This is a genomic window from Pseudoalteromonas sp. CNAT2-18.1 (assembly GCF_022347865.1).
In the GTDB taxonomy this organism is placed as follows: domain Bacteria; phylum Pseudomonadota; class Gammaproteobacteria; order Enterobacterales; family Alteromonadaceae; genus Pseudoalteromonas; species Pseudoalteromonas ruthenica.
The window spans coordinates 550,634-574,342 of record NZ_JAKRFR010000002.1 but is presented as its reverse complement, the minus strand read 5'-3'; the positions used below and the strand labels follow the sequence as shown (position 1 = coordinate 574,342).

Here is a 23,709-nt window from a genome sequence, read left to right as displayed (position 1 = left end):
AGCCAATGTGCAAGAGCTACTTGTAGAATTAGACGATTTGGATGAGTTGTATCGTTGTTATATGCCTTATATAAAAAGTGGCGGCTTGTTCGTGCGTACCAACATGAATTACGAAATGGGCCAATCGCTGGCGCTACGCGTTACCTTGCCAGACTCGCTCGAAGACGATGTGGTCACCGGGAAAGTCGTATGGGTGACGCCTATTGGCGCGCAGAGCTCTAACCCCCCGGGTATCGGCATCGGTTTTATCGACGATAAGACGCATGTGCGCGACAAGATCGAAAAAATGCTCGGCACTATGTTAAACTCCGGCAATCCAACGTACACCATGTAAGGCCCAAGGCCTTACATCAACCAAGCAGTATTCCATGATTGTAGATTCGCATTGCCACCTCGATAAACTTGACTTTGATAAGCTAGACACTGACTTAGACGGTGTTTTACAACAGGCGCGAGAGCGTGATGTTGAACACTTTTTGTGTGTTAACGTGACCTTGGATAAATTTCCACAAATGCTTGAGACGATTGCTCCTTACAGTGATGTATCGGCATCTTGTGGGGTGCATCCATTGGACCAAAAAGACGCGCTCAATATTGACCAGCTCCGACAATTGGCTGCCAGTGATAAGGTCGTTGCCGTTGGTGAAACCGGTCTTGATTACTATTACAGTGCTGAAACCAAGCCAGTACAACTAGAGAGTTTTGTCGGCCACATTGATGTCGCCAACGAGTTGGATAAACCGCTTATTATTCACACCCGAGATGCGCGCGAAGACACCATTAACCTCATGCGCGAACACCACGCTGAACACTGTGGTGGCGTGTTGCATTGCTTTACTGAAGATTACGACATGGCAAAAAAAGCCATGGATTTGGGCTTTTATATCTCTATCTCCGGAATTGTGACATTTCGCAATGCTGAGCAGTTACGTGATGTCGTTAAGCAAATTCCGCTCGACAGGTTACTGATTGAGACCGACTCGCCTTATTTGGCACCGGTGCCGCATCGTGGGAAAACCAATCAGCCTGCGTATGTGCAGGATGTAGCTTACTTTATTGCTGAGCTTAAAGGCATCAGTTATAAAGAGCTGGCAACGGCCACTACCGACAACTTTTATCGCTTGTTCAACCGTATTCCTCGGCGTTAATTAGGGTAGGGCCGGCGCAATGACATCGTTACCTGTGTTGCTTTTAGGCCCTGTGGTGCGCCGCGCTGAGAAACAGCAAATCCGCATCCAGCTGGCGACTTCCCAGGCGTTAGAGCCAGTGTTTAAGCTTCATCAGCACCCCAGTGAGCAACACACCGAAACACTGCGCCTGGGAGAGCATTTATACCTCCATAACTGTACCCTTACGCCAGTGAATGGCGCATTTAGTACCGATATCCACCTCGCTTACAGCCTGTATTTTGGCTCCGAAGCCCATGACTTGGGTGATTATTGTTACGCTGATACCCGGGCGCCAAGTGTACTTATCCCGGAGCAACTGCGCTCTGTGCTTCATGGCTCGTGCCGCAACCCTCATCACTACAGTGAAGATGCCCTCGTGCAGGGCGATAAGCTAATGCAGCAAAGTCATAGTAATGCCGAGAAAAGACCCCAGCTGTTGCTCCTTAGCGGCGATCAAATTTATGCTGACGACGTGGCTGGGCCGATGCTGCTGGCTATCCACCAGCTGATTGAGCGTCTCGGCATTTATCGCGAGGGTGAGCAGCTGATAGCGCTCAGCCAACAAGTACAAGATGACTTGTATAACCGTGCTTGTAAATTGCCCCATACGCCATGGCAAAAGCGCTCGAAGTGGCAATTAGGCTATTGGTTGCGCCGCGACGAGCCGCACTTTAGTAGTGTCAAAAGTGCCAACCACTTAGTGCATTTTGAAGAATTCATAGCGCTTTACCTATTGAGTTTGGGAGCACCGTGTTGGCAACTAATCGACACCGAGCAACTCCAACTCAGTGACAGTCACCCCCATTACCAAACCTTCCAACAAGAGCGCACCCACGTGCTTGATTTTGCTGCCTCGCAGCCTTATGCGGCGCGGCTATTTGCTCATGTGTCGAGTTTGATGATTTTTGACGACCATGATGTGACTGATGATTGGAACCTTACCGCAAATTGGGAGCAAGCGGTGTATACCCACCCGGCTAGCCGTGCGATTATCGGCAACGCCATGCTCAGCTATGCGTTGTTTCAGGGTTGGGGGAACTGCGCCAATGACACGCCATGGCCGTTCTTTGAGGCATTGAAAAAAGCCCGAGGGGATGGCTTTTGGCATTTAGCGCCACTGTATAAGCCATTATTAAACTACGACTATTGGCACTATGAATTGCCAACTAGCCCTAAGGTTGTGGTACTTGACACGCGTACCCACCGCTGGCGTAACGAACAAGATTTTAATGAGCCTTCAGGGTTATTAGATTGGCAGCGACTACTGGAGTTGGAGAACAGTCTTCAGGGCTCGGAGCAAGTATTACTGGTATCGCCTGCGCCGGTATTTGGGGTTAAGTCCATTGAAGCTATTCAAGCTGTGTTTACTCTGTGTAACCAGCCGCTGATGGTGGATTGTGAAAACTGGATGGCACATGAGGGATCAGCTAAAAAACTGCTGAATATTTTCCGCCGCTTGGATACGCCCCAAGAAACCATTATTCTTTCTGGCGACGTTCATTATTCGTTTTGTTTTTCAGTGCGGGCGCGTTTCTCTGAACGAGAAAACCGCATTTGGCAACTAACCGCCAGCGGCATTAAAAACGAATTTCCACGAAAGCTGATTAACGTGCTCGACAAGCTTGATTCGATTTTATACTCACCACGAAGCCCACTGAATTTATTCACTAAACGCTGGCAAATGAAAGTTGATAAACACGACACCACCTCTGGGCCACAAAAGCATTTGGTCAGTCATGCAGCGATTAGTCTTGTAGAGCTAGAACACGGCAAATTGTGTCGTTATCGACTGTTACACAGTGACAACAGTGTCACCGAATATGAGCTTGATTAGCCCTTAGCTACGCTGTAGGCACTGAATGATGCTTTGCGCCAAAACTAAGCTGGTTTGCGGTAAAGTGCTCAGAGAGTTTGCTAGCGGTTGATAGTTTTCGTTGCTGTTATTACAGGTATCTAGAAGAGTGAGCTTGGGCGCTGCAGCAGAATAGCTGCGCTGCTGTAAAAATGCGTAACTGTCTGAGTCTTTGCTGTATTTGGGCGCCACTTGCGCGTGCATCTGTGCATCAATACTGCGCTCAACCAAAATTGGAGGGATCACACCGATAAGACCAAATAGACCAAATGCGTACACTGTGTTTATTATTTTATCCTTCATCGCTGTTTTCCTCTGTGTTTGTAAAGTTTTCGCGGACATTGAAATTTTTATCAATAAATGTCGCTAAATAGCGACATTTTTCGCCTTTGCACGGTTAAGTATCAAAAACAGTGCCAACTTAGTTCAACGTGTTCTATTCGCGCTGATAATGGTGTGAAAGCTCCTGTTGGCGACCTGGATAAAGTGGCAAAAGCTCGACTTCCCCCCAATGTGCTGGTGAAAAGGCCAGCAAAGTGCAAACATAGATTGGTGATGTACGCATTTAATTCGCTGAAGATGATCAACCAGAGGCTAAAGCACAAGTGATGCGCTTTGAAAATGGTGAAACAGTGATGCAGGGAGATGTGACTATCGTGCTCAACAATGCCGTGGCGTTAGCAGATAAAGTAACTTACATATCGTCAAAGAGTGGTTTGATTGCAAAAGCAGATAAAGTGGCGGTTAACTTTAAGTGATTGGCAACGCCTTGACTAAGGTGTAAGCATGCTCGCAGCATTAGTGCGAGCGATAAGACAATATAACTATCTGAGCTAGCTGAGGATATGGTCATAACTGTCAAAGTTCAGATTGGACGCCTTGTTAACTTGAAGTCCAACCGAAGTTAAGGAGCCGTACGATTACTGCGTACGTAGTCGGCGACCTCGCTGACGGTGCCCACCCAAAAGCCATTGTTGGGGTCGTTAATATACGCGAGCAGTTGCTCTAGCGCTTGTGTGTCGACGGTATAAGGGCCCCTTTGGCCAATATCGTGGCCTGCTAAGATAATCCAGCTGTTATTTTCGCGATAGCGCTTTAGTAATTCTTTGATTTGCGCAAAACGCAGACCATCAATACGTATACCAGTGAGCTGGGCAAAGTCGGTAAAGTTGGGATTGTTAGCAGTTTCACCATTCCAAGTGCGGCCGGTGTCAAACAGGGTCGCTACCAAGGGCACATAGCTTTGTGTGTCTTTACCCCGGCCAACAAAAGTATGACCACAGGGATAGGCAAACGCGCGGGGGGTCACACCTAAATGTTTCTTAAAATAGTGGTTAGCCTCTTTAATGTCGTTCTCTAACCAGGCTAGGGTGGTCTGCTCTAGAGACAGGCCTTTTTTACGCAGCCATTCAAAGTTACCAGAGCATAAATGGTGGCTTGTGTGATTGCCTAATTCATGGCCATTGTTAATCGCCGCTTGCCACTGCGCTAAGCGCTCAGCAATGGGCTCAGGCTGGGCATAGAAAGTCGCTTTTACTTGGTATTTGTCTAAAATGGCCATGCCCACATCAACTTGAGAGTGGCGACCATCATCAAAACTTAGACTGATGGCATTGGGCTTCCCATTGGGGTAGCTAAACCCGCTATAAAGACCGCTTTGTTGATCTTGGGCCTTTGCTTTTGCGTCACTCATTCCCAGCGCAGCACTCAGCATAGCAGTTACCAACAAAACTTTTCGCACAACCATAATAACTCACTCCCCATCAGAACCTTATGCCACTATATTAAGGGAGTGTGGGCGCGGCTAGAGAAAAAGGGTAAAAGCAAAAAATTTCATGTTCGTAGTGCCTTATTTGGGGGAACGGGCGCACTGTGTTATTGCTCAGGTAAGGAGTAGACTGCTATGGTCGGCTAGACGTGTCCAATCAACCGAAGGTTGAGGGAAGTTGCTTTAACTTTCAATGCTTTAAAATATTAGAATCGGCTTTCAAAGAAGTGTGAGGCGAAAAAATGCCCAGGACGAATCCGCATTGTCCTGGGCCCAGGGGAATGGCTCATGATGAGCCGTGCGCTAACTAATAAACTTTACACATTCATACGGGAGAAGCGAAAGTTCTTATAATTGTAGTTAACGCCGGGCAAAAATGGAAATAAAAACCTAGTATTAAATTACTATAAAAAACAACTTATTAACTAAACTCTGTAAATAATTGTAAAAAACTGGCCAGTGTTTCTTAACCGTTTATTACCAAGTTATACCCAAGTTATTAACTGCCCATCCATCACTAAATCGCGGGCCAGCGCATTCTTAATTTTCTGCCCTTGCCATTTACCTAAGCCTACGGGCGCGCCGTTAAGCGTGAGGATCACCTCACCTTTGTGCTTGCTCGGCTCATCTAAGCGGATATCTTGACCGTGAAAGTACTGCTGAGCTTGCTGTGGGTTTAGCGCCATGGTATTACGCGTTGCATACTGGCCTAAACAGGTTGCGAACTCATGCTCTAGCCGCACCCCATTTCTGTGGGTGGTACCTATTTGAATACCAATGCGCGAGTATTTAATGGCTGTAAATAATTGCTCATCGTCGATGTCGGGGAACAACCATACTTCCTTATCGCGCTGCATAAGTCGGCCAGCTAATTTATCCATGGCAAATTGTTGCTGCACATATTGCTGCAGTTGCTGTTGGGCCTTTTTTTCCATTGCCGTAAAAGGGAAGCGACCTTTTTTGGTTTTCGGCGTACTGCTACTTTGGCTACCCAACTTTTTAAAGCGGGCGATAAAGAAGCCTTCACTATCGAAAAGCTGTGGCCACACATGTAAATAGCCATGCTCAGTGCAGGCTTTGTCGGCATCAGGGAACAGCCCATGCAAGGGTTCAATCTCGATAAGCCCTGGAAACTGAGCGAGCAAATACGCGCATACCGCATGATTTTCTACCGGGGTGAGTGTGCAGGTAGAATAAACTAGTGTACCGCCGGGTTTTAAAGCATGAAATGCGCTTTTGATCAGCGTTTTTTGTACGTCGCTAATATCAATATTGGATTGCAGTGACCAGTTCTTTAATGCGTCTGGGTCTTTGCGCACGGTGCCTTCACCGGAGCATGGTGCATCGAGCAAAATGGCATCAAAGCTTTCCTGCATATAATCGCCAAAAACGGCACCATCAAAGTGCGATAAGCCAACATTGCGAGCGCCCACTCGTTTGAGTGTGGCACTGAGTGCTTTTAGTCGCGATGATGACAACTCGTTAGCCACCAGCAAGCCTTGGTTATCTAATAGCGCCACTAATTGCGAGGTTTTACTGCCTGGTGCCGCCGCCATATCGAGCACCGTTTCAGCGCCTTCAAGGGCATCGGCTAGGGCCATCGGCGGCAACATGGAGCTGGCCTCTTGCACATAAATACAGCCACTTAAGTGAATGTCGGTGCGGCCAATGGGCAATGCCTGTTCTTCCTCTTGCGGGCGAGTGAGCCAAAATCCCTCAGGGCACCATGGAATAGCAGTAATGTGCCACTGTTTGTCGGCGCAATAATCGCGAAATGCTGCCACCGACATTTTTAATGTATTCACCCGTACCGCGCGCTTCAGCGGGCGTTGGCAGGCGGCAACGAAGTCTTGTAATTGCAAGTGTTCGGGGAGGTAGGACGCAACGTCGTCCAAAAAGGCATCGGGAATATAAGTATGCTTATCCATCGCGATTTTAACTACAGCGGCTGTGACGGTGAGCTATAGTTTATCGCATCCGCTTTGGCATTGCTTTGCTTTTTAAGCTGTCGACACTTTTATGTCATAAAGCGAGTTTACAGTGTGTACAACGCTATAAATTGTGTTTATGTCGACAATTAAAGGTGAGGGTTATTGACAATTACCGGCATCGATCCCATAGTACAGGCCTAGATTGTCGACAATTTCGAGAAAAGCCGTGAGCGAACAGCTGCATTCACACCAACCTATTACCACTGCTGCCGATCAAGTGTTTGTTGATCTGCGCCGCGCTATTGTCGAGGGCGATATTGGGCAGGGCTCAAAAATATCCGAACCCGAGCTGGCCAAACGCTTTGGGGTGTCACGTGCCACCCTGCGCGATGCCCTTAATCGCCTAGAGGCCTGTAATCTGGTCGAGCGCAAAGCCAACGTCGGTTGTCGCGTGGTGGCGCTTACGCCGGAGCGGTTAATTGAAGTCTATCAGGTACGCGCCGCACTCGAGGGGCTAGCCTGTCGCCTTGCCGCCGAGAACATGGCTGATGAAGAAATTGCCTCGCTGAAAGGCTTATTGAATAAACACCTTAACGAGCAACGTGTTAAAGAAGGCGAATCCTATTACCAAGAAGCGGGTGACTTGGATTTCCATTATCGCATTATTAAAGGCTCTAAAAACGAGCATTTATTCAACTTGTTATACAACGACCTATACCAGTTGATCCGCATGTATCGGGTGCAAATGGGAATGACAGGGCCACGGGTATCCAAAGCCTTTGACGAACACCTTGCCATTATTAATGCCATTGACAATCGCGATGGCGAGCTTGCCGAGTTGCTGATGAAACGTCATATCAGCTACTCCATGAATAATATTGAAAATAAGTTTAACGCGGCCCACTCAGGGTAACCGCGCATCTAACAGGAGAACCCCATGTCCGCAGGAAAGAAATTTAGACAAGCATTGGCGGCAAACAAGCCGTTGCAAGTAGTGGGCACCATCAATGCTTACTGCGCCATTATGGCCAAACAACTGGGTCATCAGGCAATTTACCTCTCAGGTGGTGGCGTAGCCAACGCCTCTTATGGGTTGCCCGATTTGGGCATGACCTCATTGAACGACGTAATTGCCGATGTGCAACGTATTACTTCGGCCTGTGACTTACCTCTGTTGGTTGATATCGATACCGGTTGGGGCGGCGCATTCAATATCGCTAAAACCATTCGCGATATGGAAAAAGCTGGGGCCGCAGCGGTGCATATAGAAGATCAGGTGGCGCAAAAGCGCTGTGGTCACCGCCCGAATAAAGAAATCGTCTCAGTTGACGAGATGGTTGATCGCATTAAAGCCGCCGTTGATGCGCGCACCGACCCTGACTTTTTCATTATGGCGCGCACCGACTCGTTTGCTCAAGAAGGTCTAGAGGCCGCCATTGAACGGGCAAAAGCCTACGTGGCCGCCGGTGCCGATGGCATATTCGCAGAAGCGGTGCAAACCGAGGAGCACTATCGCGCCTTTGCTGAGGCCCTTGATGTGCCGATTCTCGCCAATATTACCGAGTTTGGTAAAACCGAGCTTTGGAATCGTAAAGAGCTGGGCGAGTGGGGCGTGGATATGGTGCTTTACCCGCTGTCGGCGTTCCGTGCCATGAATAAAGCGGCGGAGAATGTGTATAAATCAATTCTTGAAAATGGCGACCAAAAAGCGGTGCTAGATGAGATGCAAACACGCATGGATCTATACGATTATTTGGGCTATCACGAATACGAGAAAAAGCTCGACGCCTTGTTTGCCGAAGGCAAAAACAAGTAACGCATTGACAGTTTCAACAGGAAAAAATTCAGGAGCAAGAAAATGGTAGATAAAGCATTAGGTGGCGCAGGCTTGCGCGGACAAGTGGCCGGCGAAACGGCGTTGTGTACAGTAGGCAAAAGTGGCTCAGGGCTGACCTATCGTGGTTACGATATCAGTGAGCTGGCTGACAAGGTACAATTTGAAGAGGTGGCGTATTTATTATCGCGCGGCGAGTTGCCTAACCAAGGCCAGCTGGTTGAATACAAAGCCAAATTAAAGTCGTTACGGGGCCTACCGCAAGCGCTGAAAAGCGTGTTAGAGACCATCCCTAAAGATGCACACCCGATGGACGTGATGCGTACCGGCTGTTCTATGCTCGGTAACCTTGAAACCGAAACTGATTTTGCCAATGCCGATGATGCTATCGACCGCATGGTGGCTATTTTCCCAAGCATTATCTGTTATTGGTATCGCTTTACCCATGACGGTGTGCGTATTGACGTAGAAACCGATGATGACACTGTGGGAGCGCATTTCTTACACTTGTTACATGACAAAGCGCCGTCACAACTGTTTGCCGACGTAATGAATGTGTCGTTGATCCTTTATGCTGAGCATGAATTTAACGCCTCAACCTTTACCGCTCGTGTGTGTGCCTCAACCTTGTCAGACATTCATTCATGCGTAACCGGCGCCATTGGCTCATTGCGTGGTCCACTGCATGGCGGTGCCAATGAAGCGGCAATGGATATGATTGAAGGCTTTAAAGACGCCGAACACGCCGAGCAAGAGTTGATGAGCATGCTGGCACGAAAAGACAAAATCATGGGCTTTGGCCACGCCATTTATCGTGAGAGTGACCCACGCAACGTGATCATCAAGAAATACTCAGAGCGCTTGGCGGAAGAGGTGGGCGATGATGTGCTTTACCCCGTGTCGGTGCGCTGTGAAGAAGTGATGTGGCGCGAGAAAAAGCTGTTCTGTAATGCCGATTTCTTCCATGCTTCGGCGTATCACTTTATGGGCATCCCCACGAAGCTATTCACGCCTATTTTCGTGATGAGTCGCGTTACTGGCTGGACTGCTCATGTTAAAGAGCAGCGTGCCAATAACCGTATTATCCGTCCAAGCGCCGAATACACTGGCTCGGATTCTCGTCCCGTGCCCGCGATGAGCGAGCGCTAAGCACCGTTTCTTTATGGCAGCCTTTGGGCTGCCTTTTTCTGCAATGTAGAGCGAATTATGAATTCTTTATACCGTAAGCCGCTGCCCAACTCGGATCTGATTTACTACGATACCCAAGAGGCGGTGGATGCCATTGAGCCGGGGGCTTATGCCAAGCTCCCTTACACCTCAAAAGTTCTGGCTGAGAACCTTGTGCGTCGCTGCGAACCAGCGCAGTTAACCGCGAGCTTAGAGCAACTTATTTACCGTAAACGCGATTTGGATTTTCCTTGGTACCCAGCTCGGGTGGTGTGTCACGATATTTTGGGGCAAACCGCGCTGGTGGATTTAGCCGGTTTGCGTGACGCTATCGCCGCGAAAGGCGGCGATCCGGCCAAGGTTAACCCTGTGGTGCCAACCCAGCTGATCGTTGACCATTCACTGGCGGTGGAACATGCAGGGTTTGAAGAAGATGCCTTTGAGAAAAACCGCGCCATTGAAGACCGCCGCAACGAAGATCGCTTCCACTTTATTAACTGGACCAAAACAGCGTTCAAAAACGTCGATGTGATCCCACCGGGCAACGGCATTATGCACCAGATTAACCTAGAGAAGATGTCGCCGGTGATCCAAGCCCGTGATGGCGTTGCCTTTCCAGATACCCTAGTGGGCACCGATAGCCATACCCCGCATGTGGACGCGTTAGGCGTTATTGCCGTGGGCGTTGGCGGCCTAGAAGCCGAAAGCGTTATGCTCGGGCGTGCTTCCTATATGCGCTTGCCTGATATTGTTGGTGTGGAGCTAACCGGTAAGCCCCAACCGGGCATTACCGCAACCGACATTGTCCTGGCGCTAACCGAGTTTTTACGTCAGCAGCGTGTTGTTTCAAGCTACTTAGAGTTTTTCGGCGAGGGTGCAAGCCACCTTACCTTGGGCGATCGCGCCACCATTTCCAATATGACACCTGAATATGGTGCCACGGCGGCCATGTTCTATATCGATGAGCAAACCATTGATTACCTCAAGCTCACTGGTCGCGATGACGAGCAGGTACAGTTAGTTGAGCAGTACGCGAAACATACAGGCTTGTGGGCAGATGCGATGACCCAAGCTCAGTATGAGCGGGTATTGCGTTTTGATTTAAGTGCCGTGGGTCGCAACTTAGCTGGGCCATCAAACCCTCATGCTCGCCTTGCGACCGCCGACTTGCAAGCACGAGGCATTGCCAAAGAAATTGAGCAACAGCCTGGGCTAATGCCCGATGGAGCGGTGATCATTGCCGCCATCACCAGTTGTACCAATACCTCAAACCCACGCAATGTGATAGCCGCCGGGTTGTTAGCACGTAATGCCAATAAACACGGTTTAATGCGTAAGCCTTGGGTGAAAACCTCACTGGCGCCGGGCTCTAAAGCGGTAAAACTCTATCTTGAAGAAGCCAATCTACTACCTGAGTTGGAGCAGTTAGGTTTTGGTGTGGTCGGTTTTGCCTGTACATCCTGTAACGGTATGAGTGGCGCACTCGACCCGCAAATTCAAAAAGAAGTGGTGGAGCGAGATCTATACGCCACTGCGGTGCTCTCAGGGAATCGTAACTTTGATGGTCGTATCCATCCCTACGCTAAGCAAGCGTTTTTAGCATCACCGCCTTTGGTGGTCGCCTACGCCATTGCCGGTACCATTCGTTTTGATATTGAAAAGGATATTCTAGGTCACGATAGCGATGGCAATGCTATTACCTTAAAAGACCTATGGCCAAGCGATGAAGAAATCGATGCGGTGATTGCCAAGAGCGTCAAGCCGGAGCATTTCCGTCAGGTCTATGAGCCGATGTTCGATTTAAGTGTCGACTATGGCGAGAAAAACGACCCGCTCTATCAGTGGCGAGAAAAAAGCACCTACATTCGTCGTCCGCCTTACTGGGAAGGCGCGTTGGCAGCAGAGCGTACACTCACGGATCTGCGCCCTTTAGCGGTATTGGGGGATAATATCACCACCGATCACCTGTCGCCATCAAACGCCATCCTCGCCAGCAGTGCAGCAGGGGAATACTTAGCGTCGATGGGGGTGCCGGAGGAAGACTTTAACTCTTATGCCACGCACCGTGGTGACCATCTAACTGCTCAACGGGCCACCTTTGCTAACCCAAGACTACGCAATGAAATGGCCGTGGTTGACGGGGAAGTGCAAGAGGGCTCACTGACGCGTTTAGAGCCGCAAGGCGAAGTCATGCGTATGTGGGAAGCAATAGAAACCTACATGCAGCGCAAACAGCCGCTGATTATTGTCGCTGGTGCTGATTATGGTCAGGGCTCATCACGGGACTGGGCCGCCAAAGGCGTACGCTTAGCGGGTGTGGAAGTGATCTTAGCCGAAGGCTTTGAGCGCATTCACCGCACCAACCTGATTGGTATGGGTGTGTTGCCGCTGGAGTTCAGTGCTGGTGAAAACCGCAAAACCTTGGCCCTTGATGGCAGCGAAACCTACAGTGTGGTGGGTGAGCCAGCACCGGGAGCCAGTCTTGAAGTGCGCATTACCCGTGCCAATGGCGACGAGTTCACAATTACTAGCAAATGTCGTCTCGATACCCAGGAAGAGCTGTCGATTTACAGCGCCGGCGGGGTATTGCAGCGCTTTGCGAAGGACTTCCTCGAGGCCACCACCTAGCAAAAATAGGTGGGCTGCGGCCCACCTTGACTGAGGTAGATAAATGTTACAACAAATAAAAATACCGGCCACATACATGCGCGGCGGCACCAGCAAAGGGGTGTTTTTCGCACTCGATGACTTACCTGAGCCAGCGCAACAACCCGGACCTTATCGTGATGCCTTGTTGCTCCGTGTTATCGGCAGTCCCGACCCCTATGGTAAACACACCGATGGCATGGGTGGGGCGACATCCAGCACCAGTAAAACGGTGATCCTCTCAAAAAGCACGCAAGCCGAGCACGATGTTGACTATTTGTTTGGTCAAGTGGCCATAGATAAAGCATTCATCGATTGGAGCGGTAACTGTGGCAATTTAACCGCAGCGGTGGGCGCGTTTGCCATCAATAATGGCCTAGTCGATAACCACCGAATTCCTGAAAACGGCATCGCCGAGGTGCGTATTTGGCAGGCCAATATTGAGAAAACCATTATTGCCCATGTACCCATGCAAGATGGGTTAGTGCAAGAGTTGGGTGATTTTGAGCTCGATGGTGTTACTTTTCCTGCCGCAGAGGTCAAAATTGATTTTATCTCGCCGGTGGGTGAGGGCGCAGTGCTACCAACGGGTAATGCAGTGGATAGCCTAGCGGTGCCTGGCGAAGGGGAGCTTAAAGCCAGCTTTATCAATGCCGGGATCCCCACCATTTTCGTTAATGCCGAGGCACTGGGCTATCGTGGCAATGAGTTGCAAGAGCATATTAATGGCGACCCTGAGGCGCTGGCTCGTTTTGAGCGTATCCGTGCCTATGGCGCCTTAAAAATGGGGCTCATCAAGAATATCGACGAAGCGCAAGCGCGTCAGCATACACCGAAAATTGCCATGGTCGCACCGCCGAGCGATTATACCGCTTCCAGCGGTAAAGCAATCAATGGCGATGACATTGATGTGCAAGTACGCGCTTTATCAATGGGCAAATTACACCATGCGATGATGGGCACCGCCGCCGTGGCCATTGCTACTGCCGCCGCGATTCCCGGCACCTTAGTGAATATTGCCGCCGGTGGGCAAACGCGCAACGGCGTGACCTTCGGACACCCCTCAGGGACTTTGCAGGTGGGAGCGAAGGTGACGATGCAATGCCAAGATTGTGACGTGCACAGCGTCAGCATGAGCCGCAGCGCGCGACGATTGATGGCAGGCTGGGTTTACGTTCCTGAACCGCAATCGTGACACTCAACTAAACCGAGCACCTTGAGGGTTGCTCGGTTTTTTTGTACCCAGAGCTGATCTCTGCTACCGTAACTGCCGTACTGAAAAACAGTCAATAAAGCTTTGCTATCAAGCGATTATGGCTAATTCTGTTGCTTTTTTGGGTTTTATTTAATAATCTGAATGATAGCTATTAACATTACGGAGAAAGGTATGTTTAAATCTCTCACTGCCATTGCGGCTTTGTTCTTTTCGTCAATGACCTTTGCCAATTGCGAATTTACCATCGAAGGTAACGACGCAATGCAATTCAATAAAAAATCAATGGAAGTCCCTAAAAGCTGTGAAACAGTTAAAGTCACGCTTAAGCACACAGGTAAGATCCCTAAGAAATCAATGGGTCATAACTGGGTGCTAACCACTAAAGGTGACATGCAGGCTGTAGCCAGTGCCGGTATGGGCGCGGGCTTAGATAACAACTACCTGCCTGCAGGTGATGAGCGCATTATTGCTGCTACCGACATCATTGGCGGCGGTGAGCAAACCACGGTGGAATTTTCTACCAAAGATATGAGTGCTGACGGCGAGTATATGTTTTTCTGCTCGTTCCCTGGCCACTCAGCGTTAATGAAAGGCACTTTCAAACTTATCTAACGCCAAACAAGCCGAGCGTCCGCTCGGCTTTGCTCTCTTTCCCGCCTTTACCTTTCGCTGTTGTTATTTTGTGCAATATAAGCGCTCGGCGCTTGCCCGTAGTACTGCTTAAAGCTGCGGCTGAAATGACTAATACTATTGAACCCACAGGCAAAGCAAGTTTCGGTGACGGCTTTAGAGCGCTCTAGCATTAAACCTGCATGTTCTAAACGGCGCTTAAGAATGTAAGCATGGGGAGTCATGCCCAAATGGCGGCGAAACTCACTAAAGAATTTGCTGCGGCTCATACAGGCGAGGCGAGCAAGGGTATCCACATCGAGTGGGGCGGCAATATGCTGCTCAATGTGGCTTAAGACTTGATGAAGAGCGGTTGCCTGCGGGTCGTGTAAAGCGCAGCGCAATAACGCGTGATGATCTTGTTCGCGCAGTAGCCGCACAATCAGCTCGGTGGTTGCCAGCTCAATCAGTAAGGCTCTATCGCTTTTATTTTCCGTAAATGCCCCGGCCAAGCGCTGGTAGATAGCCTCGGTGGTGGTGCTATGGGTAAGCTGCAAGGTTGCAGGTTGCTGCTCATGATAGCTGCACTGGGCGCTTAATGACATTTGCTCGGCCACGTTGGCGATGCGCTCGGCGTCGACTTCAAGGGTCAGGCAACGGGTTGGACGCGCTAGGGTCGCTAATGGAAAGTCGATGTGCAACTGCTCATCGGCGGCGATAACAAAACTTTGCCCTGGGGTGAAATCCCGCGCCTGCTGTAAGCTTTGGTGATGCATTACCTTTTTACCCTCGACCATGGCACAAAACATCAGCTCATCGGTGCTAAAGGGGACTTGTTCACAGCGCTCAAAGGTTTCATACATGCACAATTGAATGCCAGGCGCATTCACGACACTGCGATGGTCAATAAGAGTGTGGACGCTGTCGAAAGCGCTGGGGTTGCCATATAACATGTTTAATTCCTTTGCTTTGTGCTTGCTCTAGCATGGCTAAAAAATGGACATTTAGTCAAGCGCTTTGGATGTAAAGACAACCGCTTCACGGGCAAAGTTGTGTAGTTTTGCAGTGATGCAACAACAAGGACAATAACGATGATATACGCAAATCCTAATACTCCCGGTGCGGTGGTTGATTTTAAGCCGCAATATGAGAACTACATTGGTGGTCAATGGGTAAGCCCGGTGCAAGGTCGGTATTTTGATAACACCACACCGGTGACTGGGGAGGTTATTTGTAAAATCCCGCAATCGTGTGCAAAAGACATTGAACTGGCCTTGGATGCGGCGCACCAAGCGCAGCAATCATGGGGCAAAACGTCGGTGACAGAGCGCAGCAACTTATTGCTGGCGATTGCTCAGCGGGTGCAAGAGCACAGCGAGCAGCTGGCCGTTGCTGAAACCTGGGATAACGGTAAAGCAGTGCGCGAGACGCTGAATGCCGATATTCCCCTAGTGGCCGATCACTTTCGTTATTTTGCCGGCTGTATTCGCGCCCAAGAGGGCAGCATTGGTGATTTAGATGAGCACACCGTGGCCTACCATTTTTACGAGCCTTTAGGGGTGGTTGGGCAAATTATTCCCTGGAATTTTCCGTTGTTGATGGCGGCGTGGAAACTAGCACCGGCACTGGCGGCAGGGAACAGTGTGGTGCTCAAACCGGCGGAGCAAACCCCAGTATCCATTTTGAAATTTATCGAACTCATTGGCGATATTTTGCCTGCGGGGGTGCTTAATGTGGTCAATGGCTATGGCGCCGAAGCGGGTCAGGCATTGGCCAGCAGCACGCGCATTGCAAAAATTGCCTTTACTGGCTCGACCCCGGTGGGAGCGCATATTCTTAAGTGTGCCGCCGAGAATATCATTCCCTCCACGGTGGAGTTAGGCGGTAAATCTCCCAATGTCTATTTTGCCGATGTATTGAATCAAAGTGATGAATTTATTGATAAGTGCGTTGAAGGCGCCGTGCTGGCCTTTTTCAATCAAGGGGAAGTGTGTACTTGTCCATCGCGGTTATTAGTACAAGAGAGTATGTACGACGAATTTATCGCCCGGGTAATTGCCCGCACCAAGCAAATTAAACGCGGTAATCCGCTCGATACCGACACCATGGTTGGCGCTCAAGCTTCACAGCAGCAATTCGATAAAATCATGAGTTACTTTAGCATCGGCAAGGAAGAAGGTGCCGAAGTGCTTATCGGCGGTGACGCCGAACGCTTCGACAATGAGCTTAATAATGGTTTTTATATTCAGCCGACCTTACTCAAAGGGCACAATCAAATGCGGGTGTTCCGCGAGGAAATCTTTGGTCCTGTGGTCAGTGTCACTACCTTTAAGGACGAACAAGAAGCGATTGCCATTGCCAACGATACCGAATTTGGGTTGGGCGCAGGGCTTTGGACGCGGGATATGAATCGTGCCTATCGGGTTGGCCGAGCCATTGAAGCGGGTCGGGTGTGGACCAATTGTTATCATCATTATCCTGCCCATGCCGCGTTTGGCGGTTATAAAAAATCGGGTGTTGGCCGCGAAACGCATAAGATGATGCTTGAGCACTATCAGCAAACCAAAAACCTACTGGTTAGCTACAGTGATAATGCCTTAGGGTTTTTCTAACTCACCATCCCCCATAACGTCTTGATATATTTCCTTGGCAAGACAACAAAAAAGGGCAGGTAACCCCTGCCCATAACTGACTCATAGTGCGCTATCAGTGCACCTTATTTGGTTTTGAGTAACCATTCGCTTAGTAGCCTGACCCCGTAGCCGGTGCCGCCTACATTCACTTCACCGTCAGCCTTGCTTGCTAACGCATTACCGGCAATATCGAGGTGAACCCAGCGAGTGTCTCCAGCAAAGTGTTGTAAGAATGAAGCCGCCGTGGTTGCTCCCGGGCCTCCTGAGCCGATGTTTTGAATATCAGCAATGTCTGACTTTAACTTGTCTTTATAGCCTAAAGGTAAGCGCCATACTTGCTCGTTCACCGCTTTGCCTGCTGCCGTTAATTCGCTGACTAATTGCTCGTCATCAGAGAAAATTGCGCTATAGCGATTGCCTACGGCGCGTACTTTTGAGCCAGTGAGTGTGGCTACATCCACCATAATCTGCGGCTTAAACTGGCTGCGCGCATACCACATGGCATCGCTGAGCACTAACCGGCCCTCGGCATCGGTATTGAGTACCTCGACACTTAAGCCTTCAGCGGTGCGCAGGATGTCTCCCGGCGCTATGGCGGTTTCAGACACCATGTTGGCGGCCATGCCCATTACGGCAACGACATTAACATCGGCTTTGCTCAGCGCCATGGCTTTCACGGTACCTAGCACCGCCGCAGCACCGGCCATGTCGGATTTCATCCGCGCGATTGAAGCGCCGGTTTTAATGCTATAGCCGCCCGAATCAAAGGTAATGCCTTTACCAACCAAAGCAATGGGTGCGTCATCGCTGCCTTGGTAATGTGCAACCACCAGTCGAGCACCGTCTTTGCTACCTCGGCCAACGCCTTCCAACGCCCCCATGCCGAGAGCTTTAATCTGCTCAGGCCCCAATACCTCGACTTTAACACCGAGCTCGCGTAGTTGCTGGGCTGCTTGTGCAAACTCTACAGGGGTTAAGGCGCTCGGCACCTCGGAGGTGAGGTCACGGGCTAAAAATACACCTTGCTCGATATGACTTAAGGCTTGATATGCCTGCTCAGCGCGCGCTTGATCAGCAACATCAAAGTGATAGCTTAGCGTCGTTTTTTCTGCATCGCTTTGTTTATAAGTGTCGAAGCTGTGGTCGCGCAGGTTAACGCCATGGGCAAATTGAGCCGCTAATTCGGTATTAGATAGCTGCCCATTGATAGTGGCAAAATCGATGTTTGCCGTCGTTACCTTCATGCCCTCAAGCAGGCCATGCACGTTGCCACCGAGTTTGGCGGTACGCGCTGCATCAAGCTCATCCTGAGCGCCAAGGCCGACGACAACGACGCGTTCATAGTTTGAGTCTACAGGGGCTAGAAGCTGTACATGCTTATTATACTCGCCGTTAAACTGGGCGGTGTTAAGTGCTTTTTGTAATTGTTGTTGTGCTTGTGGTGATAACACTGAAGTATTGAGCGTTTGGTCTTGCTCTTGCAGCAACACCAAAGTGCCATTACTTGCTAATTCGCTTTGGAATTGGATATCGGCCCCATGGCTGCTGGCTGCAACCATGGCTAACGACAATGCACTGAGTTTAAGGTACGACATAGACTTTCCCTTTAATACGTTAAATCGCAGCCTTTTTACCTTATTTCAGTGCATTTGATAACAGTTTGTCGTTCAATCGCGGGTTTCTGCCGATTAACGCCCTGATTGTGAGCGGCGCTCATGCTTCTTGCGCTGCAACCAGCGTCGGCGCGCGAAACGGCGCATGTTAGCAATTTGGTCGGTTTCATCCAAAATAGCTTGGCCAATAATGGTTTCTATGATGTCTTCTAAGGTGATTAAACCTTGCCATGAGCCGTATTCATCATACACCAAGCACATGTGTTGCTGCTCCTCAATTAACTGGCTTAACAAGTGTTCCACGCTGATGTTATTGGCAACCACTTTAGCCTTACGCGCCAGCTCAATAGCGTATTCTTTGTCGCCGGTGGCAATTAAATCACTTTTAAATAACACCCCATGTGGGGCTTCATCGTCATCAAGCAGTGGGAAGCGAGAAAATTGGCTCTTGATTACTTTTTCACGCACCTCGCTAAGATGGGCATCGGGTTTGAGTGTTTCACATACAATGCGCGGCGTCATAATATCGCGCACCTTGATGGTATGGAGGTCAAGAATGTTGGCGATAGCGCGGTGCTCACTGTCATCAATACTATTTATTTCTGCTCCCAGTGATGCCAAGGCTTTTAACTCGACGCGCAAATCTTCCTCAGTGGCGCTGCCGCCAAGCAGTCGAGTGATTCTGTCTGATATCCAAATAAATGGTTTGAGTACCCATATTAAAAAGTTGAGCAGTGGAGGCATGGCCACCGCAATTTGCGGCCAGAACCGCGCACCGAGGGTTTTCGGGATGATCTCCGAGAGCAACAAAATAAGAATGGTCATCACCGCTGAGGCAATACCTAAGTAACCATTCCCAAACACCACGGTGACTTGCGCACCGACACCCGCAGCGCCGACGGTGTGGGCTACCGTGTTTAAAGTAAGAATGGCAGCCAAAGGTTGGTCGATGCGATCTTTTAAGCGCTTGAGTTGGGTGTAACGCTGTGGGTGTTCAAGCTTTTGCTTGGCGATAAAGCTGGGGGTAATGGATAGCAATGCTGCTTCAAGAACAGAACAAATAAACGACACGGCGATAGATAGCACCGCGAAAGCGATAAGTAATATCATGGTTGCTCTGGGCAATCCTTCTTAGTTAGTTGAAAAATGCTATACGCAAAGCATGTATATTGAGGTCAAAAACAATAGATCAAGCGCGACCTTATGACAATATGGCAATCAAAATAACGCGGGCTAAAACTTATGTTCAGCCCGCGTTTGGGACTAGCCTGCCAGCTTGGCTTGGGTGCTGTGAATAACCCAATATGCCCCGGTTATTACTGCAAGTGTGGGCAGCGCTAATTTGGCAAAATGAACTATCAGCGGCTGCTCAAGGTGTGTGAATACGCTTAGCAAACCATACAGTGTGATGAGCATTGCCAAGGCCAGGGCATTGCGTAAACCTTGGCTTTTAGTCATGTAGGTCACCAACATCCCCGTCAATATGCATGCGCTAGCGCCAATGGCTAAGGTCAGTGCAGTTAAGCTCATATCTCGGCTCGCTAAGCTTTGCGCCTGAGCCATATCCACTCCTTCGGGCAGCCAAACTTGGATTGCTACGGCACTGGCGATTGCGGTAACCAACAGATAAGCTAAAAAAGCCAGTATTACAGATTTTATTACTAATTTGTCGTTGAACATGGTGCTCTCCTTTTTGTTAATTGAATCAGTTAGCAAGGAGTGCAGGGCATGAACTTATAAGTCGAATTTAAACACCTGTTTACGCCAACCGCGATAACAAATAACCGCGATAGACAATAACAGCGTGATGGCAACGGTATCTTTAAGTAGGGTCATGGTCTGTTGGTCAATGCTGCCACTTTGAAAAGCGGAGTATATCCCCCAAAAACCAAAACAGTTTGCGACAATCACCGCCAGCAGCCCAATGAAGTATTTTACTCGCAGGTGTTGCGATGCAGGTAAAGGTTGAGAAGGTATAGGCTGTGATGGTGGCACAGGTGCCTGGGTATTGCTCGTTGTCGATTGCGCAGCCAGTAATTGCTGGCAATCTAAATCAAGGGCGGCAGCAATGCTTTTAATGGACTCGCCGGAGGCCACGCCTTTGGCTTCTATTCTTTGCACCGTGCGTAAGCTCAATCCGGCTATCTCGGCAAGCTGCTCTTGTGATAGGCAACGTTTATCTCGTTGGTTTTTAATTTCTGTAGTATTGACGTTCATTTTCATTGTTGTGGTCTCCTTGCTAACTGAGCCTTTAAATTAGCAAGTGACCCGCTCCTACTGTACGTTAGCGATGTGTTATCTACCCGACACTTTTACGACACTCAAGCGCCAGCGCCTGTCATTAGTGGCTTTTACAAGCCTTGCATGCAATTTAAACAAATGCAACTTGGCGGTAAACATACGGGTTGCTCGATCGTTTTTTCGGCTTTTTTCGTACTAAGTCATAGTTTTAAGATCACAACCAACACGCAAATGAGTAAAGATAAAGCAGTGCCCACTTCCAAATTCTCCCGGGCCTTACGATTTGGTTCATTGGCTGGGCGAGTGGCCAGCAATGTTGCCTATGGCGGCTTAAAATCCATGGTCACGGGGCAAAATAAAAGCACCAAAGAGTTAGTGTTAAACAGTAAAAATATTGAGCAATTGGCGCAGCAGTTAGCACATTTGCGTGGTGCGGCGATGAAACTCGGTCAGTTATTGTCGATGGACGCCGGCGAGCTATTAAGCCCGGAGCTCAGTGCGCTACTGTCGCGGTTACGTAACAAAGCCACACCCATGCCACATAAGCAGCTGACCCAAACCCTAAAGCAGCAATGGGGAGCACATTGGCTAGACGGTCTGGCTAATTTTGAGCTGCGTCCTTTCGCTGCGGCATCCATCGGCCAGGTTCACCGTGCATACACTGATAGCGGCACAAAGTTAGCCGTAAAAGTGCAATACCCTGGGGTCGCCAAAAGCATTGAAAGCGATGTGGATAATGTCGTGAGATTGCTTAAGCTTACTGGTTTACTACCAAAAGGGTTGGACATTGACGAGCTAATTGCCGAGGCGAAAGCTCAGCTGCTTAATGAAGCGGACTACACCCTAGAGGCCCATTACATGAATCAGTACCAAGAAAAGCTGGGGCCAAGTGCACACTTTGTGGTGCCAAAAGCGCAGAGCGAGTTGTGCACTACGCAGATTTTAGCCATGGAATTCGTTGAGGGCGAGGCTATTGAGCAGGCGCTTAGCTGTACGCAAGAAGAGCGCAATCGTTTAGTGATACATCTACTCACCCTGTTTATGCATGAGCTCTTTGACTTTCGCTTAATGCAAACCGACCCCAACTTTGCCAATTACCTGTATCAGCGCGACACCGGTCGTATTGTACTGCTCGATTTTGGTGCGACCCGCGTCATTAGTGAGCCCATTAGCCGGGGATATTGGCAGCTTATTCAGGGCGCCATAACAGGCGAGCGCGGTGTCATGGCGCAAGCGGCCCGTAATATCGGTTATTTTAGTGATGATGTGGATAAGGCCTACGAGCATAACGTGCTCGATATTTTTGCTTTGGCCTGTGAACCGCTAACGGCAGACGGTGAGTACGACTTTGCCAACAGTGATTTGGCTGCGAGAATCAAGCAAAAAGGCTTGGCGATGAGCAGTCGCGAACAGCAATGGCATAGTCCCCCGGTGGATGCACTGTTTATTCACCGCAAACTCGCTGGGCTATTCTTAATTGCAGCTAAGTTGCAGGCGAGGGTCAATATTAGCGATATTTTGGCTAACTTCGATGGTAAGACACGGTAGGCTTTAGCTGCGAATTTTGCTGTAATAGGGCCAAGGGAATGACATTATTGCAAGGAAGAACGAATGGGTTTTAAAGTAAACCATTACGCAGCAAAAACGATCAATCGCACTTTTAGTACCGATTGGGAAACACTCATCATTGAGTTGATCATTGGCGGCATCTGCGCTGTGTTGGCGGTCGTTGGCTATAAAGCAAATTTACTACTGGTGTTTGGCCCTGCAGGGCTCATTAGCGCCATTTGCTTTTTGGGCATTACCTATAACCTATACCAGTATTGGCAGGATAAGCGCCACTCGGCGAAAGGTGATTAGAGAGGCTGTAGGCTCAAGGTAATTCGACGCTAGACTATCCAATGCTGAGCGAGTCGGTTTTCCAGAGCAAAAGTAACCATAAGCGATACGCCTAGCAAGAGAGCATTTGTCGTTGCTCGAACCAACCAAGGGGCGGCTGTATAGGAGAGCCTCTTGGGGGTTGATACTAATGCCAGTGCACCCATCAAGCCAAACCATGGAGTGAAAAATACAACTAGCTGCCATTTGATCAGGGATACCGCTAAATCATGCAGCGCACCACTGAACAAAAACGTAATCCACACAGCTAACGCCTTAGGTAAGTAGATATTAAGAGGGCGCATAATATAACGCGACAAGTAATAGCCCCAGATGGGGTTCCAGTAATGCCAAAAGGTTGCGAACGAGCCTGCTCCAAAGGCGCGATAAAGCATATTCCTCAATGAGTGCGTTGCCCCCATGGGCACGCCATTTGTTCTTTTTACATATTGACGAAGTGACAGCATAAAGGCCTTTATCATAGATATGATGAACATAGCCACGTACAAAGCGGGCTTGTGTGAACTAACGTCAGCTCACAACCGATTAGATCAAACTTATCATCAGTGCTGCTATGTGCCAATTTTAACTATTGGTATAGTCAATTTTACGAGTTCGGCTATATACCTGCTATTTCTATCTCAATACACATACCAACGAATAGTCTATTAGCCCTTAGACTAAGTGAAAACTGGTGAACAGGTACTGGGATTAGGCGGTTTATAGTTATTAAAGAGCCCGGTATCCCACAAGGAATTTAGAATAACTGGCTGGTGGATGGTGTACTGTGAGGGAGCGAAGTAGTAGCTAGAATGTGATAGCAAAGTGCGTTTGAAAAGAAAATCAAAGCAGTGTTTAACTACTGAATTACTAAAGAAATTTCGAGATGAGTTATGTAGGGTATACTAACAAATTGATTCTAGGGGGAGAAAAATGGTCGGCATAGCAGGATTTGAACCTGCGACCCCTGACACCCCATGACAGTGCGCTACCAGGCTGCGCTATATGCCGACTTGGATTGCAATAGTACGGAAATATTTTGTAAATGCAAGCGTCGGCTGGTGCGTTTGCTTATAAAACATTCATATTCGCCGATTTAATTACAAAAAAGAAAAAAGCGCTAATTTTCAGCGCTTTTGTTGAGTTATTTTG

The 23,709-nt window shown here is 49.1% G+C and carries 22 protein-coding genes and 1 tRNA gene; 13 read left to right on the top strand and 10 right to left on the bottom strand.

Features of this window, described 5'->3' with window-relative positions; genetic code table 11:
• Positions 1-7: 7 nt before the first annotated feature.
• From MHM94_RS06000 to MHM94_RS05990, 3 genes are read left to right on the top strand one after another with little or no spacing between them, the layout of a single operon-like run.
• Entirely contained in the window at positions 8-334 is a 327-nt protein-coding gene (locus MHM94_RS06000; RefSeq protein WP_022945950.1) for a PilZ domain-containing protein, read from the top strand.
• 34 nt (positions 335-368) lie between these two features.
• Positions 369-1,148: a YchF/TatD family DNA exonuclease gene (locus tag MHM94_RS05995; RefSeq protein WP_235418885.1), complete on the top strand. Its 780-nt coding sequence runs from the start codon at positions 369-371 to the stop codon at positions 1,146-1,148.
• Positions 1,149-1,167: 19 nt separating this feature from the next.
• Positions 1,168-3,003 (top strand): metallophosphatase, encoded by a 1,836-nt coding sequence (locus MHM94_RS05990; protein ID WP_235418886.1) that lies wholly within the window; start codon positions 1,168-1,170, stop codon positions 3,001-3,003.
• A gap of 3 nt (positions 3,004-3,006) precedes the next feature.
• On the opposite strand, the gene MHM94_RS05985 is transcribed toward MHM94_RS05990, so the two are convergent.
• Positions 3,007-3,324, bottom strand: a complete 318-nt coding sequence (locus tag MHM94_RS05985; RefSeq protein WP_235418887.1) for a hypothetical protein — start codon at positions 3,322-3,324, stop codon at positions 3,007-3,009.
• Positions 3,325-3,629: 305 nt separating this feature from the next.
• Here MHM94_RS05985 and MHM94_RS05980 point away from each other — a divergent pair, with 305 nt between their 5' ends.
• Positions 3,630-3,779: a hypothetical protein gene (locus MHM94_RS05980; protein ID WP_235418888.1), complete on the top strand. Its 150-nt coding sequence runs from the start codon at positions 3,630-3,632 to the stop codon at positions 3,777-3,779.
• A 146-nt stretch (positions 3,780-3,925) separates the two neighbouring features.
• Here MHM94_RS05980 and MHM94_RS05975 read toward each other — a convergent pair whose 3' ends face one another.
• Positions 3,926-4,735, bottom strand: a complete 810-nt coding sequence (locus MHM94_RS05975; protein WP_239348336.1) for a polysaccharide deacetylase family protein — start codon at positions 4,733-4,735, stop codon at positions 3,926-3,928.
• 539 nt (positions 4,736-5,274) lie between these two features.
• Positions 5,275-6,717, bottom strand: coding sequence for a 16S rRNA (cytosine(1407)-C(5))-methyltransferase RsmF (gene rsmF / locus MHM94_RS05970; protein WP_235418890.1), 1,443 nt, complete (start codon positions 6,715-6,717; stop codon positions 5,275-5,277).
• A gap of 229 nt (positions 6,718-6,946) precedes the next feature.
• Between rsmF and MHM94_RS05965 the strand changes: the two genes are divergently transcribed.
• The 6 genes from MHM94_RS05965 to azu all read left to right on the top strand — a co-directional run bounded on the left by MHM94_RS05965 (position 6,947) and on the right by azu (position 14,195).
• Complete coding sequence (locus MHM94_RS05965) at positions 6,947-7,633, top strand: GntR family transcriptional regulator (protein ID WP_235418891.1); 687 nt, start codon at positions 6,947-6,949, stop codon at positions 7,631-7,633.
• Between the two features lie 24 nt (positions 7,634-7,657).
• A complete protein-coding gene (gene prpB, locus MHM94_RS05960; RefSeq protein WP_235418892.1) occupies positions 7,658-8,536 on the top strand; it encodes a methylisocitrate lyase in 879 nt (292 codons plus the stop codon).
• Positions 8,537-8,578: 42 nt separating this feature from the next.
• Positions 8,579-9,703, top strand: coding sequence for a 2-methylcitrate synthase (prpC, locus tag MHM94_RS05955; RefSeq protein WP_235418893.1), 1,125 nt, complete (start codon positions 8,579-8,581; stop codon positions 9,701-9,703).
• Positions 9,704-9,760: 57 nt separating this feature from the next.
• On the top strand, positions 9,761-12,349 hold the full coding sequence (acnD, locus tag MHM94_RS05950; RefSeq protein ID WP_235418894.1) for a Fe/S-dependent 2-methylisocitrate dehydratase AcnD: 2,589 nt from the start codon (positions 9,761-9,763) through the stop codon (positions 12,347-12,349).
• 43 nt (positions 12,350-12,392) lie between these two features.
• The gene (gene prpF / locus MHM94_RS05945; RefSeq protein WP_235418895.1) at positions 12,393-13,562 is read left to right on the top strand and encodes a 2-methylaconitate cis-trans isomerase PrpF; all 1,170 of its coding nucleotides are present in this window, start codon (positions 12,393-12,395) and stop codon (positions 13,560-13,562) included.
• Between the two features lie 192 nt (positions 13,563-13,754).
• Positions 13,755-14,195, top strand: a complete 441-nt coding sequence (azu, locus tag MHM94_RS05940; protein WP_022943820.1) for an azurin — start codon at positions 13,755-13,757, stop codon at positions 14,193-14,195.
• A 47-nt stretch (positions 14,196-14,242) separates the two neighbouring features.
• Here azu and MHM94_RS05935 read toward each other — a convergent pair whose 3' ends face one another.
• Positions 14,243-15,145 (bottom strand): AraC family transcriptional regulator, encoded by a 903-nt coding sequence (locus MHM94_RS05935; RefSeq protein ID WP_235418896.1) that lies wholly within the window; start codon positions 15,143-15,145, stop codon positions 14,243-14,245.
• Between the two features lie 138 nt (positions 15,146-15,283).
• On the opposite strand from MHM94_RS05935, the gene MHM94_RS05930 reads away from it, so the two are divergent.
• On the top strand, positions 15,284-16,804 hold the full coding sequence (locus MHM94_RS05930) for an aldehyde dehydrogenase family protein (RefSeq protein ID WP_045978412.1): 1,521 nt from the start codon (positions 15,284-15,286) through the stop codon (positions 16,802-16,804).
• A gap of 104 nt (positions 16,805-16,908) precedes the next feature.
• Here MHM94_RS05930 and MHM94_RS05925 read toward each other — a convergent pair whose 3' ends face one another.
• The 4 genes from MHM94_RS05925 to MHM94_RS05910 form a co-directional block, all read right to left on the bottom strand.
• The gene (locus MHM94_RS05925; protein ID WP_235418897.1) at positions 16,909-18,420 is read right to left on the bottom strand and encodes a leucyl aminopeptidase; all 1,512 of its coding nucleotides are present in this window, start codon (positions 18,418-18,420) and stop codon (positions 16,909-16,911) included.
• 93 nt (positions 18,421-18,513) lie between these two features.
• The gene (locus MHM94_RS05920; protein ID WP_022943816.1) at positions 18,514-19,548 is read right to left on the bottom strand and encodes a CNNM domain-containing protein; all 1,035 of its coding nucleotides are present in this window, start codon (positions 19,546-19,548) and stop codon (positions 18,514-18,516) included.
• Between the two features lie 153 nt (positions 19,549-19,701).
• On the bottom strand, positions 19,702-20,118 hold the full coding sequence (locus tag MHM94_RS05915) for a hypothetical protein (RefSeq protein ID WP_045978409.1): 417 nt from the start codon (positions 20,116-20,118) through the stop codon (positions 19,702-19,704).
• Positions 20,119-20,172: 54 nt separating this feature from the next.
• The gene (locus MHM94_RS05910) at positions 20,173-20,661 is read right to left on the bottom strand and encodes a helix-turn-helix domain-containing protein (protein WP_235418898.1); all 489 of its coding nucleotides are present in this window, start codon (positions 20,659-20,661) and stop codon (positions 20,173-20,175) included.
• A 249-nt stretch (positions 20,662-20,910) separates the two neighbouring features.
• Here MHM94_RS05910 and MHM94_RS05905 point away from each other — a divergent pair, with 249 nt between their 5' ends.
• On the top strand, positions 20,911-22,227 hold the full coding sequence (locus MHM94_RS05905) for an AarF/ABC1/UbiB kinase family protein (protein ID WP_235418899.1): 1,317 nt from the start codon (positions 20,911-20,913) through the stop codon (positions 22,225-22,227).
• Positions 22,228-22,290: 63 nt separating this feature from the next.
• The gene (locus tag MHM94_RS05900; protein WP_235418900.1) at positions 22,291-22,539 is read left to right on the top strand and encodes a hypothetical protein; all 249 of its coding nucleotides are present in this window, start codon (positions 22,291-22,293) and stop codon (positions 22,537-22,539) included.
• 29 nt (positions 22,540-22,568) lie between these two features.
• Here MHM94_RS05900 and MHM94_RS05895 read toward each other — a convergent pair whose 3' ends face one another.
• Both MHM94_RS05895 and MHM94_RS05890 read right to left on the bottom strand, forming a co-directional pair.
• Positions 22,569-23,054: an acyltransferase gene (locus MHM94_RS05895; RefSeq protein ID WP_328282842.1), complete on the bottom strand. Its 486-nt coding sequence runs from the start codon at positions 23,052-23,054 to the stop codon at positions 22,569-22,571.
• A gap of 437 nt (positions 23,055-23,491) precedes the next feature.
• A tRNA-Pro gene (locus MHM94_RS05890) sits at positions 23,492-23,568 on the bottom strand.
• Positions 23,569-23,709 lie beyond the last annotated feature (141 nt).